Source organism: Clostridium sp. YIM B02500, assembly GCF_022324665.1.
Classification (GTDB): Bacteria; Bacillota; Clostridia; order Clostridiales; family Clostridiaceae; genus Clostridium; species Clostridium beijerinckii.
Window position 1 is genome coordinate 102,173 of record NZ_JAKGTE010000008.1, and the last position, 20,829, is coordinate 123,001.

21 protein-coding genes are annotated in these 20,829 nt (G+C 32.6%); 2 read left to right on the plus strand and 19 right to left on the minus strand.

Annotated elements, in window-relative coordinates:
* Window positions 1-165: 165 nt before the first annotated feature.
* Both L1S46_RS08870 and L1S46_RS08875 read left to right on the plus strand, forming a co-directional pair.
* Window positions 166-654 (plus strand): hypothetical protein, encoded by a 489-nt coding sequence (locus L1S46_RS08870; protein WP_238899784.1) that lies wholly within the window; start codon window positions 166-168, stop codon window positions 652-654.
* Complete coding sequence (locus L1S46_RS08875; protein ID WP_238899785.1) at window positions 638-1,444, plus strand: metallophosphoesterase; 807 nt, start codon at window positions 638-640, stop codon at window positions 1,442-1,444. Before L1S46_RS08870 ends, L1S46_RS08875 begins: the two co-directional genes overlap by 17 nt.
* Before the next feature lie 170 nt (window positions 1,445-1,614).
* Here the strand turns inward: L1S46_RS08875 and L1S46_RS08880 are convergent, their stop codons facing one another.
* The 19 genes from L1S46_RS08880 to L1S46_RS08970 form a co-directional block, all read right to left on the minus strand.
* Window positions 1,615-2,163, minus strand: a complete 549-nt coding sequence (locus L1S46_RS08880; RefSeq protein ID WP_039771807.1) for a BMC domain-containing protein — start codon at window positions 2,161-2,163, stop codon at window positions 1,615-1,617.
* A gap of 39 nt (window positions 2,164-2,202) precedes the next feature.
* Window positions 2,203-3,528, minus strand: coding sequence for a 4Fe-4S dicluster domain-containing protein (locus L1S46_RS08885; protein WP_238899786.1), 1,326 nt, complete (start codon window positions 3,526-3,528; stop codon window positions 2,203-2,205).
* A 218-nt stretch (window positions 3,529-3,746) separates the two neighbouring features.
* Window positions 3,747-5,165, minus strand: coding sequence for an aldehyde dehydrogenase family protein (locus tag L1S46_RS08890; protein WP_238899787.1), 1,419 nt, complete (start codon window positions 5,163-5,165; stop codon window positions 3,747-3,749).
* A 25-nt stretch (window positions 5,166-5,190) separates the two neighbouring features.
* Window positions 5,191-6,009, minus strand: coding sequence for an ethanolamine utilization protein EutJ (gene eutJ, locus L1S46_RS08895; RefSeq protein ID WP_017209037.1), 819 nt, complete (start codon window positions 6,007-6,009; stop codon window positions 5,191-5,193).
* 39 nt (window positions 6,010-6,048) lie between these two features.
* Window positions 6,049-6,687 (minus strand): phosphate propanoyltransferase, encoded by a 639-nt coding sequence (locus L1S46_RS08900; RefSeq protein ID WP_012060204.1) that lies wholly within the window; start codon window positions 6,685-6,687, stop codon window positions 6,049-6,051.
* 36 nt (window positions 6,688-6,723) lie between these two features.
* The gene (gene pduA, locus L1S46_RS08905) at window positions 6,724-7,002 is read right to left on the minus strand and encodes a propanediol utilization microcompartment protein PduA (RefSeq protein WP_012060205.1); all 279 of its coding nucleotides are present in this window, start codon (window positions 7,000-7,002) and stop codon (window positions 6,724-6,726) included.
* Window positions 7,003-7,035: 33 nt separating this feature from the next.
* A complete protein-coding gene (locus L1S46_RS08910) occupies window positions 7,036-7,905 on the minus strand; it encodes a hypothetical protein (RefSeq protein ID WP_012060206.1) in 870 nt (289 codons plus the stop codon).
* Between the two features lie 20 nt (window positions 7,906-7,925).
* The gene (gene metK, locus L1S46_RS08915) at window positions 7,926-9,125 is read right to left on the minus strand and encodes a methionine adenosyltransferase (RefSeq protein WP_238899788.1); all 1,200 of its coding nucleotides are present in this window, start codon (window positions 9,123-9,125) and stop codon (window positions 7,926-7,928) included.
* Window positions 9,126-9,154: 29 nt separating this feature from the next.
* Window positions 9,155-10,165, minus strand: a complete 1,011-nt coding sequence (locus L1S46_RS26515) for a response regulator (RefSeq protein ID WP_041899167.1) — start codon at window positions 10,163-10,165, stop codon at window positions 9,155-9,157.
* A gap of 2 nt (window positions 10,166-10,167) precedes the next feature.
* The gene (locus tag L1S46_RS08925) at window positions 10,168-11,481 is read right to left on the minus strand and encodes a PocR ligand-binding domain-containing protein (protein WP_238899789.1); all 1,314 of its coding nucleotides are present in this window, start codon (window positions 11,479-11,481) and stop codon (window positions 10,168-10,170) included.
* 68 nt (window positions 11,482-11,549) lie between these two features.
* On the minus strand, window positions 11,550-12,656 hold the full coding sequence (locus L1S46_RS08930; protein ID WP_236892364.1) for a 1-propanol dehydrogenase PduQ: 1,107 nt from the start codon (window positions 12,654-12,656) through the stop codon (window positions 11,550-11,552).
* A 25-nt stretch (window positions 12,657-12,681) separates the two neighbouring features.
* Complete coding sequence (locus L1S46_RS08935; protein ID WP_238899790.1) at window positions 12,682-14,031, minus strand: aldehyde dehydrogenase family protein; 1,350 nt, start codon at window positions 14,029-14,031, stop codon at window positions 12,682-12,684.
* Between the two features lie 36 nt (window positions 14,032-14,067).
* Window positions 14,068-14,319 (minus strand): EutN/CcmL family microcompartment protein, encoded by a 252-nt coding sequence (locus tag L1S46_RS08940; protein ID WP_241682647.1) that lies wholly within the window; start codon window positions 14,317-14,319, stop codon window positions 14,068-14,070.
* A gap of 51 nt (window positions 14,320-14,370) precedes the next feature.
* Complete coding sequence (locus L1S46_RS26335) at window positions 14,371-14,994, minus strand: BMC domain-containing protein (RefSeq protein ID WP_275297169.1); 624 nt, start codon at window positions 14,992-14,994, stop codon at window positions 14,371-14,373.
* A 120-nt stretch (window positions 14,995-15,114) separates the two neighbouring features.
* Entirely contained in the window at window positions 15,115-15,888 is a 774-nt protein-coding gene (locus L1S46_RS08950) for a hypothetical protein (RefSeq protein ID WP_238861213.1), read from the minus strand.
* Between the two features lie 80 nt (window positions 15,889-15,968).
* On the minus strand, window positions 15,969-16,247 hold the full coding sequence (gene pduA / locus L1S46_RS08955; RefSeq protein ID WP_012060215.1) for a propanediol utilization microcompartment protein PduA: 279 nt from the start codon (window positions 16,245-16,247) through the stop codon (window positions 15,969-15,971).
* 160 nt (window positions 16,248-16,407) lie between these two features.
* Window positions 16,408-17,205 (minus strand): propanediol utilization microcompartment protein PduB, encoded by a 798-nt coding sequence (pduB, locus tag L1S46_RS08960; RefSeq protein ID WP_012060216.1) that lies wholly within the window; start codon window positions 17,203-17,205, stop codon window positions 16,408-16,410.
* Window positions 17,206-17,234: 29 nt separating this feature from the next.
* Entirely contained in the window at window positions 17,235-18,155 is a 921-nt protein-coding gene (locus tag L1S46_RS08965; RefSeq protein WP_017209046.1) for a glycyl-radical enzyme activating protein, read from the minus strand.
* Window positions 18,156-18,246: 91 nt separating this feature from the next.
* The gene (locus L1S46_RS08970) at window positions 18,247-20,781 is read right to left on the minus strand and encodes a glycyl radical protein (protein ID WP_012060218.1); all 2,535 of its coding nucleotides are present in this window, start codon (window positions 20,779-20,781) and stop codon (window positions 18,247-18,249) included.
* Window positions 20,782-20,829: the final 48 nt, after the last annotated feature.

Here is a 20,829-nt window from a genome sequence, read left to right on the forward strand (position 1 = left end):
CCTCCCCTCTAAAAACGCTTATAAATTGCATGCTGATAATATTTTATTATTGTTTCTCAGTATTATGACTATATATAATCTTTAAACGAATAAAACCTACATTTTTTAATATATCAAAACAACCTTTTAATCATATGCTAATATTGACACTAATTTATTGATAAGGTGATTGTTATAGCAAAATATTCTGGTTTAGATATAAATACGCTTCAACTTCTAGGTGCAGGCACGCAAGGCAAAGTATATAAAATCGACTCAGAAAGGTGTATAAAAATTTTTAAGAAAAGACACGTATGTGCTGATGAAATAGAAACTTTAGCAATGGCACAAATAAACTCACATTTTCCTAAGCTCTATACCTTTAGCGAGAACTATATAGTACGTGAGTACATTAAAGGAATAGAGCTAGATAAATTCTTATCAACCAATCCTCTTAAGGGAAATATTTCACAGGGAATTATTGAACTGTATGAATCCATGAATTCAGTAGGATATAGAAGGTTAGATGCCGCACTATTTCATATTTTTATAACTACTTCAAATAAAATTAAGCTCATCGACACTGCTAGAGCAATGAAAAAGAAAGTCATATATCCTGCTTTAATTATTAAAGGTTTAGATGATTTCGGATACAAAAATGAACGAAAGTACTAAAATAGAACCATCTCCACAATTTATTGTAGTGTGTGGAGATACTGTTGCTGGAAGCAACAAAGAAGAAGTTCTAGCTTATCAATTAGATAGATTCCGAAACATAATCGAGAACTATCATCCAAATAAGTTATTACTTCCAATAGTAGGCAACCACGAGGTTAATATAGAACCGATAGATGATAGATTTGAAAAAGTCCTAGGCCAAATTTATAATGACTTAAACCCTAACTCTTATCTAGAAGGTTACAATAAAACTGTATATTATAAGGATTTCGAAGATACAAGGCTTATAATACTTAATGCCTTCCATTTTGCTTCAACTCACAAAATTAGTAAAGATCAGCTTAGTTGGTTTAAAGAAGCAGCTTCTAAGCCTATAAGAAATAAACTTGTTTTTATTCATTCCCCAGCATTTCCTACAGGTGCCCATCTTGGCCACTGTCTAGATTTATATCCAGACTATAGAGATGCTTTTTGGGAAATAGTTGATGACTGCGATATAGATATAGTCTTCTCGGGCCATGAGCATAACTATTCAAGAAGAATCATAGACGGTTCATTTAGTAATGGAGATTTCTGCTATAAAAGAAAAGTTAATCAAATAATTACTGGTGGTGGCAGCGAAAAGCTTAGAGATAAATACAAAAGTAAACATGGAATAGTAGTTGCTCCGATAGCTGTTTACCATTATTTAATTGTAGATATAGAGAGTGATTATATTAAAGTATGCGCAATTAGCTCAGAAGGAAAGAAGCTAGATGAATTTATTATTGATAAAGCAAATTTCTAATAGGTAAATTGAGATATGATGAAAATATATATTCGTGTAGAGAATAGTCTGATAAACTTCATAAAAATGATATAATACATTAATTTCATGAAGTTTATCAGACTATCTCTTTATATATGAAGTAATAAATAGATAAGTATATCTTTTTTACTTTATATTCACTCCTATTCCTAAAGCAAGCTTGAAATCAATTCCTTACTTGGTGATGGTATTGTAACTGTACTTATGATTTCACCTGTTTCAATAAGTCTACTTTCGCAAGCTTCAACTGCAGATTTTACGGCGGACACTTCTCCAGTCATTAACATATATCCTTTTCCACAAAGCCCTTTTGCAATTCTTATTTCTAATAAATCTATATTTGCAGCTTTCAATGCTACGTCGCCTGCAATTATAGAAGCTACTGCTGATATAGTTTCAACAATTCCCAACGAATCGATTTTTCCAATATCAATTGTTCCTGTAATCGCCGGGAATACATTTTCATGAACATTTGCTATCAAATAATCACTTATAAGATAACTGCCTCCAATATTAATCCCTACCTTAACAGCATTTTCAACTGCCCCTACATCTCCAGATAATATCACTATGTATTTCCCAGGACATACTGGTGAAGCTAAAACTAATTTGACATTTGAAGATTTAAGCATTTCATCACATGCTTCCATTCCCTTTGCAATACTTTTATATTCAAGTAATCCAATAGACCTTCTCATTGCTTTCTCTTCCCCTTTCATAGATTAATAATGAATATATTATTTAACTATAACTATACTTTCATCTGTTATTTCTTTTATAATTCCATCTATGCTTGCATGGATCTTAGCTCCTAGCTTCCCATCTGAAATTTCTCCTATCAAATCACCTTTTTGAACTTTATCTCCAATTTTAACTATAGGTTCAGCTTTTGCCCCTATATGTTGTGATCGTAATATTGTAACTTTTTGAAAATCGTATTCTTTCTCTTCTAAAAGTGAATCTGAATTATATTTATTTATGTCAAGCCTTTGCTTTAATCTCTCAACAGGAAATTTTCTATACCTTCTAAATTCATCAGCCTTTTCGGGTATCCTATTATGAGGATTTCTTATACCGTTTTTGCTTAATTCCCCTTTAAAGAATCTATTTAACTTCCAAGGTTGTAATCCCATAATACACACTTGTTCACAAATAGCACATTCGCTACAAAGAAAAGTATTTGTAGGTGATATTTCTGTACTACAAGTCTTGCCATAACTAGCAATTCTCATTATTTTAGATGGTTCAATTTTATGCCCTAGCAAATGTCTCGGACATACTTCCGTACATAAGGAACACTGACAACACGCTATTCTTGCATCTCTTATGGTAGATTGTATACTCTTTATTTTAGATTGTACTATTTTATGCTCCTTTTTAAGCACTATTAGCCCCTTTGTATTTTTTTTGATTGGACTTTGAATATCCTCTACTATTTTTCCCATCATTGGTCCGCCGTCTATAACGCAAAAATCACTTATAGAGCTGCCGCCTGCAATTTCAATTGCTTCTTCAATAGAAATTCCTATAGGTACTTTAACTGTTATTGGATTCTTAACCTCGCCAGTGATGGTTAAATATTTTTCAGTGACAGGAATACCATTAATTGCATTATACACATTCAATAGTGTCTCTACATTAATTACTATGACTCCTACATTTAGAGGGATTCCACCCTCTGGCACAATCTTATTTGTAACTTCATATACAAGAATTTGCTCATCTCCAGCAGGATAAAAATTTTCCAACATAAACAGTTGTAATTTAGGATAATCTTTGATTTTTGAATTTAAGGTATTTATTGCGCTTTTATATTTCCCTTTTAGCGCAATTATCCCTACCTCACTTTCGGTCTCATCAACAACTTTGTCTAATGCGTAAAGAATTTCATCTCCTTTCTTATCCATCAATTGTTGGTCTACCTTTAGCAATGGTTCACATTCTGCACCATTCACTATTACGGTTTTAACTTTTGCATTTAATTTCACATGTGTTGGAAAACCAGCTCCACCGGCTCCAATTATTCCAGCATCTTTTATTAAATCAATAAAGCTTTTTTCCATAACTTCTCTACTCCAATTCTATTTCATTGAAAAAGTACCGCCTGAACACATCTTCTCTTTATTGCAAATTTTTTCTTTAAGATATATGAGAGAAAATATTAATTCCATAATATGATAAATATTTCCCATTAAACAATGAAGTATGTTTTCTAATAGTAATCTACTAGGTAAACATAGTGACAAAGTATAAAGGGAAATATACTATCATACTGACTACATTATCTTATATTAAATGCATCTACCATAACGCACCTACGTTTTCTGCAGAAAGACCTTGCTGTTGTTAAACCTTCACCAGTAGGGCCTGCAATAGTAAATGTTGTAGTTCCTTCCCCACCAACACCTATTCCAGCATAAGATGGTGCATTTTTGACAAAAATAGTTGTTTCTAAAAGTCTTGCCATTTTAGTGAGCTTGTCAACATTCTTTGAATGCATTATAGCTGTATGTCTATTTCCATGCTCAGCAATGTAAGCACATTCAATAGCCTCATCTACATCTTTTGTTCTTACAATAGGTAGAATAGGCATCATCATTTCTTCCAAAACGAAATGATGATTTTTCTCTACTTCCATTATAATTACTTTAATATTCTCATCTACTGAAATACCAAGCTTATTTAAGATATATGGTGCACTCTTTCCTACAAAAGAAACCTTAGGTCCGCCATTTTCATTTGTAACTAAATCTAAAAGTTTTTGAATCAAGTCTCTATCTTTAATTTCATAGGCTCCATTCAGTTTCATGTAATGTATTAAATAATCACATATTTGATCAACCGCAAAGACTTCTTTTTCAGCTATACAAGGGACATTATTATCAAAACTGCATCCATTAACAATATCAATAGCAGCTTTTTCTATATCAGCAGTTTCATCAACAACAACAGGAGGATTTCCTGCCCCCGCTCCAATAGCTTTTTTCCCCGTAGACATAACCTTATTAACTATGGCTGGTCCACCAGTTGCTACGAGCATTCGGATTTTTGGATGCTCCATCATAATATTTGTATTTTCAATAGAAGGTTCTTTAACTGTTGCTATAAGATTATCAGGAGCCCCTGCCTCTTCTAATGCTTTATTTAACATAGTTACTAATTTTATTGAAACATTTTTTCCTCTTGGGTGTGGACTAAACACTACTGTATTCCCGCCCGCAATCATAGAAATAGAATTACAAATAATAGTTTCAGTAGGATTTGTAGTAGGAGTAATAGCACCAATTACTCCAAATGGACAATATTCAACCAAAGTAAGTCCATTATCTCCTGTCATAGCCTCTGTAGTTAAATCTTCTATTCCCGGTGTTTTTTCAGCTGCTACTCTATTTTTAATTAACTTATGTTCATATTTGCCGATTTCTGTTTCTTCAACAGACATTCTTGAGATCAATTCTAAATTTTCTTTCTTCAAGATAGTAGCTTTTATAGTATCCACATATTTTTGTTTGTCCGTCATAGAAGCATTTAATAATTGTTTTTGTGCTACAAATGATGCTTCAACTGCCGCATCCATAGTTCCAAAAATACCGTAATTTTTTACAGACTCAAATTTATCCAAATTTAATAAGTTTTTATTTTTCACTTCCTCTATTGCTTGCCTAACAAGTTTTTCAACTAAAACTACATCTACATCCATTTATATACACCTCTTTTTTAAATTTTCATCCTCTATTACAGTTCATTGCAATGCCTAAAGGCGTTACTAATAAAGGTTCATTAAACTTTATAGTTTTAATACCTATTTCTTTTTCAAAAACATCATTAAATTCCTCAAAGGAAGAAGCTCCTCCAACAACATAAATTTCTGAAACATCATAACCATTTAAATATCGTTTTACTATTGACGCCATCTTTTGAACTACAGGTTTAATAATTGGAAATATATCTTTGTCTTTCTTAGGATCTTTCTTTAATTCTTCTGCTTCCTTAATTGATATTCCATAATATCCTGCAAGTACAAGTGTCATATGTGTACCCCCAGTTGCTTCATCAGCAGTAAAAATCACTTGTCCATCCTTCAATATACTAATCCCTGTTGTTCCACCTCCAACATCAACAACTGCACCGTCCTTAATGTTTATCACCCTAGCTGCCGCTGTTGGCTCATCCACAACATTTATAACTTCAAATCCTGCTGCTTCTACAACATTGGATATACACTTTACATTACCGGAAATAATTCCTGGTGGTACAGCAGTTGCTGCTGTTAGAAGCTCCCTACCAATTATTTCTTCAACCTCAGCTTTTAAACTTTTAACTATATTTATAGCACCTACAAAATCTACTACAATTCCATCTTTAACAACAGTAGAAGGGTAAGTAGCTCCTGCAATAGGATTATTATTAGAATCTACAACTGATACAACAATATTGGCCGTTCCTAGGTCTACTCCCGTTTTAAGCTCTCCTTCAAATGAATTACTTCTATTTTCAGCAATCAAATTGGAGAATTCTGTTAATATGTCACTATTTATTAACATTCTTATCTCTCCTATCATAATTAATTTGTAACTAACTGCTTACTTCCTATGCAGGATAACAAAGTCATCATTTTTTAAAGCACAAGCATTAGCTTCATCAACATCCACATGCATTTCAAGAGAAGACTTATCAGAAACCCTTATTAAAACATTGCCTAAGATACCATGTCTTTCGCCCATAGTTTCCACTTCAACAATTTCCTTATCTTTCACTCCCATTTTCTCAGCATATTCAGGTGTCATATGAATATGTCTTAAAGCAATGATTGTTCCGTTTGGAATTTTCACACTCCCTTTAGGTCCTATAATTTCAAGTCCTGGAGTATTTTCTAGTTGTCCTGATTCTTTAATTGGAGGTTTTACCCCCAACCTAAAACTATCTGTCATTGAAACTTCAACCTGACTTTCACTTCTTATAGGCCCTAAAATACGGACATTTTCAAATTCACCTTTAGGACCTCTAATAGTTACAGTTTCATTAGCTGCAAATTGTCCTGGTTGTTTCAAATCAATTTTTTTAGTTAAGCTATATCCTAGACCATATAGAATATCTAAATCCTTTTGACTTAGGTGCACATGCCTATTTGATACGCCAATAGGAATTTTATAATTCTCTAATGCTTTGATTTTATCTACAACTATTTTAGTAATTAACTTTACTACATCTTCGCTATGCATTTTATCAACTCACTCTCTAGATATCCTATAAAAACTCTATAAAGTTTTTGGTAATATCTTTTCTGTATCAATATGTGGTCTTGGAATAACATGTTGCGAAATCACTTCGCCAACATTTCTTGCAGCTGCAACTCCAGCATCTACAGCCGCTTTTACTGCTCCAACATCCCCGCGAACCATTACAGTTACAAGCCCTGATCCAATTTTTTCATATCCAACAAGCATAACATTCGCTGCCTTTGTCATTGCATCAGCTGCTTCTATTGCACTAACTAAGCCTTTTGTTTCAACCATTCCTAAAGCTTCATTATTCATAATAAATTCCTCCTTATTTTTTAACATATAAATCTAAATGAACATCGCATTAATAATAAACATTGAAATAAATATTACTGTAGCTGGTGGGTCTATATAAGTATCACAATAACTGTTAATAACTTTTCCTGCAATTAACCAAGCTATTGCACAGGCAATTCCTACGCAAACACCTATAAATATATTTCCTGTCATAACTGTAGCCGCTGCAGCTGGTAAAGTGATATGATGTGTTACCGGAACTCCAAAACCAGTCTGCAAGAAAATCAATGAAGTTGCACTAATTCCAAAGCAAACGATAGGATACATAGACATAACTTTAGGCGATACACCCGAATTAACCATTGATATAGCAATACCGCTTACAACAATTCCAACTGTTAATCCAAGCACAATATGATTAACTAATGTTTTTGTATCAGGAAGCCAATCTCTTTTGCCTGCCCCAGTATACTTACCAACCGGACCTGTCTTACCAAATACTAATCTCGAAATCATCAAAACGGTGAAAACAGAAATAGCAGGAAGGTCTGTTTTAAAGTTCAATACTGCACCATAAACATAGTGACATAAAAAACCTATAACTCCGAATAGGCCTCCAACGAGTATTACTGTATAATCATTAATTGAATATAATGGTGTTAATACATCGTTTGCATTGCTCAATGTTTTTCTTTTATTCCCAGCAAATGCTGCTGCCGCTACTCCTGCTGCAAATGCAATATGAGGACCTAAAAAAGAACCAAAAGTAATATTTCCAACCGTTGGTTCAGCAATACCTGCTAATCCTAAAATTCCTCCAACAACTGCTAAAATTCCCGTTAAAATAAAAGCAGGTATTGATCCAAGAAGTGCTCCTAAAGCTCCTCCACCAAATGCTGCTATTAATGCATAGATATTCATAACATCAAACTCCTTAAATACTATTTAAAATTTTCCAAAACACATTGCATTGCCTTCTTTCTTAAAAGTTCCATTTTATCAGTTTTTTCCCATTTAAAATTTTTATTTTCACGCCCAAAATGACCATAGGCGGATGTATTAAAAAATTGTGGTTTCTTTAAATCAAGTTGCTCTAAGATATTAGCAACCGAAAAAGAAAAAGTCTCTTTAATTATTTTTCTTATATCTTTAATATCTATTTTCTCAGTTCCAAATGTATTAATAGTTATTGCTTCTGGTTCAGCTTCTCCAATTACATAGCTTAAGGATAATTCAACCTTGTCAGCCAGCTTTGCAGCAACTATATTTTTTGCCACATACCTTGCCATATATGCTGCTGATCTATCTACTTTTGTGGGGTCTTTTCCTGAAAAGGCTCCACCACCATGTCTTCCAATTCCACCATAAGTATCTACCATAATTTTTCGTCCCGTTAAACCAGTATCGCCTGCAGGACCACCTATAACAAATCTTCCGGTAGGATTAATATGTATCTTCGTATCATATTTAATCCACTTGCTATCAATAACATTACGAATAACCTCATATTCAATAACATTTTTCATATAATCATAGTCAATATCCGGATCATGTTGAATTGAAATTACTATGCTTGAAATGTTAATTGGATTCCCATTACTATCATATTTCATTGTAACCTGAGATTTACCATCAGGACGAATCCAAGGAATTCCTTCACTTTTTCTAAGTTTAGATAACCTCATTGTAAGTTTATTAGATAGATCACACGTTAATGGCATATAATTATCAGTCTCATTAAAGGCATACCCGTACATAATTCCTTGATCACCAGCTCCTAATATTGCTTTAGTAATCTTCCTGTTTTCTTCTATTTTGTCAACACCTAAAGCAATATCTGGAGACTGTTTATTGATATTTGTAAACACTAGGCAGGTCTTATAATCAAAACCATATTCTTCTTTCGTATAACCAATATTTTTTACAACCTCTCTTGCAACCTCAACAATATTTACCTTTGCATTTGAAGTAACCTCTCCTGCTATCATAATTGTATTCTTTGAGACCATTGTTTCTACTGCAACTCTTGAATTATTATCCTGTGCTAAATACGCATCTAAGATTCCATCCGATATCTGATCGCAAATTTTATCAGGATGTCCTTCTGTTACAGATTCTGATGTAACAAAATATTCGCTCATATTTTACCACCCACCTTGATTTTCTGATTCTACAACATTTTTTTATATTTATAAACCGTTGTATTTTCATACTTCTTAAACACTTTGCTAAAATAACTGCTCTCATTATATCCAAGTTTAAATGCAACATCCGTAATACTTAAATCAGTAAAACAAAAATAACTTTTCGCCATATTAATCTTTCTCATATGCAAATATTCCATAACACTTATGTTAAACTGCCTTTTAAAAATTCTACTTAAATAACCTTGGCTTACTGAACAATTATTAATTATCTCATTTAATCCAATCTCTTCTTCAATATTATTTTCAATATAACTAAACACATCATTTAATATTGAATACTTTTTTATGCTATTTTGTTGAAAAACATAATTCATAACCTTGAATAACCAAAATTCGAAAAATCTTTTCTCATTGCCTAAATCTTCTTCCATCGGAAATAGCTCATTAAGCTTTTTGGGCTTTTTGTTTAGCAGTTGGACAGAATTAATAAGATTTTCTCCTATTTGCATAAATTCTTCTCTTAGTAACTTTGTATCAGACTTTTTAGAAGAACACATCTCATCTATTATCTTAGGAATTTCATAATACATTTTTTTGTAATTTTTTTCTTTAATTATTAAAAGTAGACTGTCATACTTATTCCCTTCTATCTCACTTTTAACATTCTGATTCTCATCTTTATAATTGCTCAATAATTTTTCTATTTGAGAAAAGGATACAGGTTTTGATATATACTCTTTAACTTTAGTTTTTAAAGCTTCAATTGCAAAATCAAAACTGTTATAAGATGATACAATAAAAATAGTGGTACTTGGATTAATGGTGTATATCTTTTTACTAGATTCTATCCCTGATTCACCAGGCATCATGATATCCATAAAAACAATATCTATTTTATTATTTTTACATATCTCAACTGCCTGCTCACCGCTACCAACAGAATATAAGACCTCAAATCCTTCAACTTTAGATATCATAACCTTTAAAGATGCTCTCATTAGTGGTTCATCATCCGCAATTAATACTCCATACACATCTAGACATTCCTTTCTTCGAATTTTATTGGAAATCTTATAATACTCCTTGTACCTTCTCCTTCAGTATTTTCAATAAAAGTATCATACTTTTCACCAAATAATGTTATGAGCTTTTCTCTTGCATTGGAGATGCTTATCTGAATAGATTCTCCCTCATAACCACCTTTATATATCTTGAATTTCTTAGCTATTGCCTCATCACTAAATCCAGATCCATTGTCAGAAATACATATAACAACATCCTTACCTTCATAATAAGAAGTTACCGCTACTTTTCCGCCATTATTCTTTGTTGCAATTCCATAAAAAACAGCATATTCCACAAATGGCATAATAATATGGCTTGGGATTCTTTGATAATGCATTTTTTCATTCATGTTAATTGAATATTGAAGCAAATCTCCATACTTAACTTTCTGAATCTTTAAATATTTTTCAATATTTTCGAATTCATCTGATAAATTTGTATAGCTCTTTTGACTACCTAAACTCTGCTTTAAATAATCTGCAAACATTACAATCATTTCATTTGTCTTAGGTGAATCTTCAATAGCTGCTAAATTAGAAATCGAATTCAAAACATTGATTAAAAAATGTGGGTTTAATTGAGCTCTGAGATTTATAAGTTCATTTTTTTTCAATGCATTTTCTATTTCAAGTTCTTTTTTAGAATTATTTAATTCCTCAACTTCCTTTTTTAATGAGTTTTTTTGCATTAATCTATATGCTTCTTTCTCTCCCAATTGATTTATAATAAGAGAAATTAATTCCGCAACACTCATAAATTTTTCATAATCATATAATTGAACAGACTCAAACAAACTTAACATATGCTTATCTTCCCTATAATTTTGAGAATGTTTTATTACATTTTCAAGTTTACTTACTCCTGAAGGTGCATCTAAGCATCTCACTTGTCCGCCAATAAAGCCACCTAGGTAATGGCCTCTAACGATTATAGGTATTGCAATTTCAAGTAATCCACAAGGGCAAAAATATACACAATTCTTTTGTGTAACTGCTGCCTGAATTCCACCAAAAGCATCGGAAGACTTACAGACACATTCTGCTTTCTTATTTTTTCTAATCTCGCTACAAAATTCTGTGAAAGAAGTCATTTTGGTAATTGGTTCACCTTTATAATCAACAGTAACAAATGCAAGGCCTGTTGCTCTAGATATCTTTTCCTGTATATCTTCTAATGTTTCTTTGCCGAATAAATTGATTATATTAAATTTATTAATTAAATTCTCATCAATCTGCATATTGCTGTCAACGATTTCACCTTTTGTTCTATCATGGAATTCATGCATTTAACCCACTCCTTCATACATCACAAGAATATATTTTTCTAAATATATTCTATCATACTAAGATTAGGTTAGTACACTAATTGAATCAGTCTTTCCATACCAAATTTTGTAATTTCTCTTCTATTTGCTTGTGTACATCCATCCTTTAGTGCATTTTCAGCTATAATTGATTTTACATTGTCAAATTCATTTTTATCTACACCACACTCTTTTAAGTTTTGAGGCATGTTCATAATCTTCGTCAGTGTTTTAATATATGTTTTTAAAACTTCAACTGCGAATTCATCACTTTGTGCTTTTTCCACCATACCAGTTTTATAAACTAATTTAGCGTATTTCTTTAAAATCTCATGATCTTCACAGTTATAATCTATTACAATATTCACCAAGATTGAATTGGCAAGTCCGTGTGGAATATGAAATCTACCTCCTAATTGATGAGCAATGCTATGATTTATACCAAGACCCGCTATATTAAAAGCCATACCTGCCAAATTAGATGCTTCATGCATTTTTTTCCTTGCTGCGATGTCATTACCTTGTTTATAGCACTGTACTAAAGATTCAATGACCAATTCAACAGCTTTTTCAGCTAATGCATCTGAATATACATTTGCATCTTTTGCAACATATGCTTCTATTGCGTGAGTTAAAACGTCTATTCCTGTATTTGCAGTAATGTCTGCTGGAACAGAAACTGTTAGATTGGCATCTAAGATCGCTTCATCTGGTAGCATCACATCATCAAAAATAATATGCTTTGTTTTTGTCTCAGTATCAGTAACTACTGTCGCTGACGTTACCTCAGATCCAGTTCCACTTGTAGTTGGAATTGCTATAAAATTAACTTTATCAATAAAGTTTTGCTGTTTTGCGAAATAAATAATTCCCTTTGCTGTATCTATAGCAGAGCCTCCACCATACGCAATAACTATGCTAGGATTATTTTTCTTAATAAGAGCAACACCTTTTCCAATTACATTTAGTGGCGGGTCTGGAATAACCTCATCAAAAACAGAAACATTATTACTGTCATTAATAAAACTCAATAGACCTTTTACGCTGCCGTTTTTCACAAGAAATTGATCACATACCACACAGATGTCTGTATTTTTAAATTTCTCTAGGCGCTTCAGAGAATTTTCTCCTGAATATATTTTTGTTTTAATATACACACTTTTCAAAACTTCCTCTCCTTTCCTACCTAATTGAAAAACCATTTGTTAGGGAACATCGTCTTCTTCTTGCAAAATGCCTTGCTGTAGTAGTGCCTTCTCCTGTGATTGTAGCAATTGTAAAGCTGGTATCACCTTCACCATTACATCCAATTCCTACGAGTGAAGCACCATTTTTAACAAATACTGCCGTCTGCATTACTTTTGCTGCTACATTTAATCTTTCAATTGATTGAGAATGAATTGTTGCTGTGTGCCTGAATCCTTGTTCTATTTCAAGTGCTGTATCCAAAGCTATTTCAAAATTCTTTACTCTTATTAATGGTACAAGTGGCATAAGCATTTCAACTGTTGCAAATGGATGCTGCTTTATAGTATTAACTACAATAAGCTTAATATCTCTTTCGCATACAATTCCTGCAGCCTTTAAAATCTCATTTGCACTTTTACCTTCAAGAGTCTTATTTAAGGTCATGTCGCTTGTTAATGTAGCTACTGTGAGTTTAAGCATTTCCTCATCATTATCTACGTAATATACCTTATTTCTAACAAGCTCTTCTACTAATAAATCAGCAATACTTGAAACAGCCACTATGCTTTTTTCTGAAATGCACATTATATTATTATCAAAAGAAGCTCCCCTTACAATATCTCTTGCAGCCTTTTTAATGTCACCAGTTTCATCAACAATAGTCGTAGGATTACCAGGTCCAGCTCCAATAACTTTTTTGCCAGATGCCATTGCTTGCCGCAATACATTATTACCACCTGTCGTAACCACCATTGAAATATCTGGATGAGTCATAATTTCATTAGTACAAGTAATTGAATTTTCATTTAAGGTTACAACTAAATTATCTATTCCACATCTTTCTCTTATTGCAACACTGATCATCTCCGTAACATATTTTGACACTTTTATTGCTCTTGGATGTGGGCAATGAACAACTCCATTTCCTGCTGCCAGCATCCCTATTGTATTACTAATTAATGTGGCACATGGATTAGTACATGGATGTATAGCGCAGATAACACCATAAGATGATAGTTCATATAATGTCATCCCATTATCTCCTGTTCTCACTTCAGTAATTAAGTCTTCTATTCCTGGTGTTTTTTTAATCGCTAGAATAAGTTTCTCAATTTTGTCATGCACATTCCCCATTCCAGTCTCTTCAACTGTCATATAAGCTATTTCCTCAACCCTAGATAAAAGCTTTTCCTTAATAGAATCAATAATCTCTTGTCTTTCATTCAAAGTAAATTTGCTATATTGATTATATGCACCTACCGCTGCTAAAACTGCATCGTTCACTGAAGAAAAAACACCACTTTTTAATTCTTCGTTATTAAAAAATTTATAATTTATATCCATGTTAACCTCCTCTCTTGATTATGGAATAAATGCATTTTAGACATCAATTGTATCTATGATTCCAATAATAGCCATATCAATAGCAACCTTTTGTTTCTCTACACGTACAGCTGACCCTTTACAAAGTAATACATAATCCCCTATACCTGCTCCGACATAATCTGCTGCAACTTCTTCGTTGCCAATAAAATTCTCTTTTACATCTATTCTCTTTACAATCATTAACTTATATCCAACTAATGAATCATCTTTTCTTGTAGCTACAACATTACCAACAACTTTTGCCATATACATACTAATCACAGTCCTTTCCTTTAACAGCTTAAAAAGTGATATTTATTATTTTCCTTTTTTTCTACTGCTAGTTTTTCTAGTTCTCTTTTCTTCTGACTGAGATTGAGAAATTTCTATATCAGATTGCTTAAGTTGAATGCCATCTTCTTCAGATTGATTGATGTCTTCATTATTTTCAACTACTGTCTCTTCACTTTGAGAAGTATTTCCTTCCTGTTTATCTTCCAGCTTTTCAACTTTCTCAGTTAAAGCCTCTTCTAATACAACTACGTGATTTTCTAAATCTTCTTTGTTTTCAACAGTATTATTTTCCTCAATAATATTATTTTCTTCACTTACATTACTTTCTTCAGTTATATTATTCTCTGTGATAGAAGAAGTATCTTCTTCCTTTTTAGGCTGACAAAAAGCGCTTTCTATATTATTAGAAGGTCTTGGAATTACTTTAGATGAAACAAATGCGTTGTTTTCAATAGCAACTTGTCTTCCTGCTGTAACTGCAGCTGTTACCGCTCCAACATCTCCTGAAACTTTTATCGTCATGTACCCGGATCCCTTAGTATTTTCAAGGTCAATTATATTAACATTAGCCGTTTTCGCCATAGCATCTGCAGCTAAAATAGCAGTTGATAAACCTATTGTTTCAACTAAACCTAATGCTTCTTTCATCTTGTCACCTCACTTTAATCTTTATTAATGTGTGCATCTTTTTACAATTTTCATAAAATACGAGTAATCTCGCATTCTATGAAAATCTTTATTATACTAAACGATACCTTTGAATATACTCTAACTTCTTCTAATAATTTGAATGTTTAAATTTTTTGCCTTATCCTTAGCTAACTCAGTTATTATATCTCCTGAATATAAGAATAATTTTTTATCATTCTTATATCTCTCTATTTCCTGAACAGTAATTATTCTTTTGCCATCTTTATTATTTAAAACCTCATTATATTCTGTACTTTCATAGACCACGGAACTATTTTCAATAAATTTATTTTCATATTCTTCAATTTGAAAAATATCCTTTGTTATTTCAATATTAAATTCCAACAAAGTCTTGTAATAATTTAATATCTTATTAATATAACTAGGTGGCTCTTTGCCAGTAAATTTTTCAAGTCCTGAACTGAGTAAAATAATTCTTTGTCCCTTTTCCATACTTTTAAAAATCCATCTACTTTCAAAAATATCATCAATACATAATGCTGTTTTAACTACGATTTCTCTAGGAACTACTGGAAATACCGTGAGATATTCTGATGATTCATCAAAGTCAGCATTCTTTCTACTTATTACGGATTTACATACACTAAATTTTTTCAAATTACTTAGGTGAAAAGCATTATATATTCCATCTGGTAATACTGCATAAACTTCATATTCGTTTCGCTTATCTAATTCTTCAAATAGAGATGAATACTTGTTATTCCACTCTTCAGTAAATATCACATACAGTTTCTTTCGGGGAATAAACAAATTCTGTATAGAGCTTTCGGCTTGAAGCAATTGTATGGCTTTAATCACTAATTCTCTTAGTCTTTTCTCATCTATTTCCACGTTATCCCTCCTAAGCTCTAAAAGCAATTACTGTAATATTTTCTTTTTGCATAACTATCTCATTATAATTTAAAATCTTGTTATACGAATTTAGGAAGAATCTTTTCAGTGTCCATATGAGGACGTGGAATAACATGAATAGAAACAACTTCTCCAACTAATCTAGCAGATGCAGCCCCTGCATCAGTTGCTGCTTTTACAGCGCCAACGTCACCACGAACCATAACTGTTACTAGACCTGAGCCTATCTTTTCATATCCTATTAGATTAACATTTGCCGCTTTAACCATAGCATCTGCTGCTTCTATTGCAGCAACTAACCCTTTAGTTTCAACCATTCCTAATGCATCTGAATTCATATTAAATACCTCCTTAAATTTTAGGTAAACTTTTGTTTTTTTATATTTAACTTTATATAGAAAATATTGAATTTAATATATTATATTGATAAGGAAACTCGACTCGTATTCACTCGCTGAGTAAGTGATTCACACCAAATCACAGATTTGGGTTCTCTACTTAAATATAAGGTGTTGTAGTTGATTTAGGTTCATCACCTAACGCACCTAGTAATTTTTTACCTACTTCAATTGATGCTCTTACAGCTTGTCTTACAGCTCCCGAATCACCACTGAAAGTTAATATAACCTCATTTGAGAAACTTGTTCCGTTTCCTGGTGAACAGTAACCCACAACATCAACATTAGCAGCTTTTACAGCAACATCAGCTAAAACTGTTCCAATTGCAGCTGGTCCTGCACAAACCATTCCAAAAGCTCTGCCTAGTGGTGTTCCAAAAGCTTTTTCTAAACAATAACTTGCTCTAGCTGTGTATTGAAATTCTAAATGTCCTGCATCATTTGCATACACATCTCCAAAATATTTATCTAGACTTGAAAGTGCAATTTCAACTGCACGTCTAGCATCTGAAACATCATCAGCTCCTATATAAATTAAACTTCCATGACCTGCTCCGCCTTTAGTATCTCTAGGTAATTCAACAGAAATAACTTCTGTATTTGTAGCTTTAACAGCATCATCAACAGCCATAATTTGAGGTCCAGCTCCGGTTCTTCCACCTATGATACCGATTGAACGGTACTTTCCTAATTTCATAGTTTCTGTAAGTAGTGGATCTACACTTGCAATTACTAGTCCAATAGTATCGCCTATTGCAGTACCTACAAATTCAGTAACACCTATTCCTCCACTAGTATTTTTGCTTATATTTTGAGAATCATTATTTTGATTTTTAACAGATATTCCAAGTTCACTAGAAACCTGTTTCATTACCTTTTCAATCAATTGTTGATCCATTTTGACTCCTCCATTCTAAAATTATATCTTTAACCACCAATAATACATTTAATCCCCTGATCCTCAATAATCTTTTTTAAGACTTCAATCTCATCTTCTTTTAATGACCGTGAGTCTTTCATAAGATAATCTCTTCCAAGGAGTTCATATTTATTTTCACCATAAGTATGGTATGGTAACAAATGAATCGTATCAATGTTATTCAACGTTTTAGTAAACCTACATAATTCCAAAATATCTTGCATTGAAGAATTAAAGTCTGGTATTAATGGTACTCTAATTACCATTTTTGATATTTCAGAAATTCTCTTTGCATTATTTAGAATTATTTCGTTAGAAACTCCTGTGTATTTTCTGTGTAATTCAAGATTTGTACTCTTAATATCCATAAGCACTAAATCTATATAAGGAAATACTTCTTCAATAGTTTCTGAATTTGCATAACCTGTAGTTTCAATAGCTGTATGCCAACCTTGTGCCTTACATGCCTTAAAAAGTTCTTTTGAAAAATCTGACTGCACTAGTGGTTCTCCTCCTGATAAAGTGATTCCACCACCAGATCGTCTATAATTTATAGCATCTTTTTTGAGTTCTTTTATAACTTGTTCAATCGTCATTTTTTTACCTTTTAAGACTAAAGAGCTTGTTGGACAAACATTGCTACATTCACCACATGCTGTGCAAATTTCTCTATTTATAAAACCTTTATTATTAACACTAATTGCACCTATTTTGCAGGCTGAAATACATCTTCCACAATGAATACAATTCGCAGATTGATACATTATGACAGGTTTAATTTTCTGTGATTCAGGATTGCTACACCATAAGCATGATAAAGGACATCCTTTTAAAAAAACTATTGTACGAATTCCTGGGCCATCATGTATAGAGAATCTCTGTATATCAAATACTGTTCCTTCCATACTATAATTAATTGTATCCATCATGCACATCTCCCCTAACCTTATAAAGTGTAACTTTTTCAAATAAAACTTATAAGGGATAAAATTTTGGCCTACTTATTATGTTCAAATAAGCTTAAAGTGAATGTTCAGTACGATTTATAATGTCATCTTGCACTTCCTTTGCTAATACAGTAAATTGAGCACTATAGCCTGCAACACGAACAACCAGGTCTTTATAATTTTCTGGGTGCTTTTGAGCATCTAATAATAATTGCTTATCAATTACATTAAATTGAACATGCATACCTTTATGATCAAAGTAACTTCTTATTACAGAAGCAAAGTTTTGTAATCCTGTATCTCCAGCAACTGCAGATGGTAAGAATTTTTGATTATAAAGTGTACCATTTGATGCTACAAAGTGATCTAACTTAGCAACAGAATTTGCTGCTGCAGTTGGACCTGCACAATCTTTACCTGCTCTAGGAGATACACCATCAGCAAGAGGAGTCTTAGCTAATCTACCATCTGGTAATGCCGCAACATCTTTACCAAATAATACATTTGCAGATACTGGGTAAACTCCAGCTTGGAATTGTCCTCCACGTGGGTTAGTATATTTTTCAACTTCGAAGCAGTATATTTGTGCACATTTACGAGCAACCATATCAACTTCATCTATATCATTACCAAAGCAAGGAGTACTTTCAAGAAGTCTTCTTATATTATCAAAATCTCCCGAAACTGTTGTTTTAGGTGAAGTAAATTCTGAAGAGATTCTACTTTGAATTTCAGATATATCAATTGATCCAGAATTACTTAATATTCTCTTAACTGCTTCATATATCTGCATTTCAGTAACATCGGCATTGTTATTGCTTGTACTAACTGTATTAACGCCAGTATGTCCAAAGTTTGCATCTAATGCTGCTTTTAATTGATCCATTTCAATAGTTTTATCTTCAAATACATGTTTTTGAATTGCATATACGGAATCTCCTGTATCTGCTATACCAAAAGCTTGTGGTCCTGTAAAGTTATAAATTGCTCCACCTTCTTGAACAGATTTGCCTCTTCCAATACAGTCATCAACCATTGCTGATAAGAATGGTAATGGCGCTCTTTCAGCATGAGCATAATCAACACAGTTATCTGCTTCAACAAGATAGTAAACAAAGTATTCCATTTGCTTCTTAAATGCTGCATAGAAATCATCGATACTCTTAAATGTTGTTATATCTCCTGTGATAGGACCTAATTGCTTGTTGCCTACTTTACCATTATTTAATGTAATTTCTAATACCTTAGCTACATTAAAGAATGCTGCATCATGCCAGCCTTCTGTCTTGTTTGGACATTGAGGTTCAACACAGCCGATAATACAATAGTTACGTGCATCTCTAAGAGTAACACCTCTATTAACTAATGCTGGAATTATAACTTCATCATTGTACATAGCAGGTACGCCAAGCCCTAATCTTGCAACTTCGCAAGCTCTTAACAAGAATTCATCTGGAGTTCCTTGCCATACACGGATAGAGAATGAAGGCGCTGGTAATTTAACATGAGCTGTTGCATCCATACACATGTAAGATATTTCATTTGTAGCATCAAGCCCTTCTTCATTTTGTCCACCAACACATAGGTTTTGGAATACAGCATAACCTGCAAAAGCTTGAGCTGAAATTTCATCACGAGTTTTATTGATATCATTAAGTTTAATCCAAATACAATCAACTAACTCTTGAGCAAATTCTTTTGAAATATTTTTATCTTCTTTAAGGTAAGGATACATATATTGGTCAAAACGTCCTGGCGAAATTGAGTGTCCATTAGATTCAATTTGAACCATTATTTGAATAAACCAGAATGATTGACAAGCTTCATAGAAGTTTGTTGCACCATTTTCAGGTACTCTTTCACAGTTAGCAGCTATTTGTAACAATTCTGCTTTTCTAGTTGGATTTAATTCTGCAGCTGCCATATCTCTAGCTTTTTGAGCATATCTATGTGCAAAATTTATTGCTGCGCTATAAGAAATTACTACAGCATTATAAAATTGTTGTTTCTTTATATAATCAGGGTCTTTCTTGTCCATTTTACTCATTGCTTCAATAACTTCAGCAATAATGCCTTTAAACCCTTTTCTTAAAATCTTTCCATAATCAACACAAATGTGTCCGACACCACCATAGAAATAATTTCCTACAGTAAATACTCCATTTGCCATACAGTCTTTTGCTTCTTGAGACATATAAGAGTCAGCAAGTGCACTTGTAGTTTTACCGTCCCAATATTTAAATGCTTCACTTAATTCCGCTGCTGTTTCTTTCGGAATTTGGAATGGATCTGCAACTCTTGCTCCCATTGTGTCAAATTCTTTAGCTACCCAATCATAAGAGAATTCTGGACAGATTTCAGTAGAACGTGGATTTTTAGTAATTGCACCAACTACTAATTCATCTTCACGAATAGTAATAGGTAGATTATTAAATATTTTTTCTACGGCTTTAGCACGTCTTAATATAGGAGATAGACCTTCTGTTTCCTTATATGATTCTGTTACAAGAACCGCTCTTTCTGATTCTACATACGGAATTGCATCCACAATCATTCTTTTTAATCTTTCAACCCTCTCAGTTGGTTTTGAAAACCCTTTAGATATCATTTATAATTCCCTCCTCAAAAAAATCGTAAAAATTTATTTCGTGCAAGT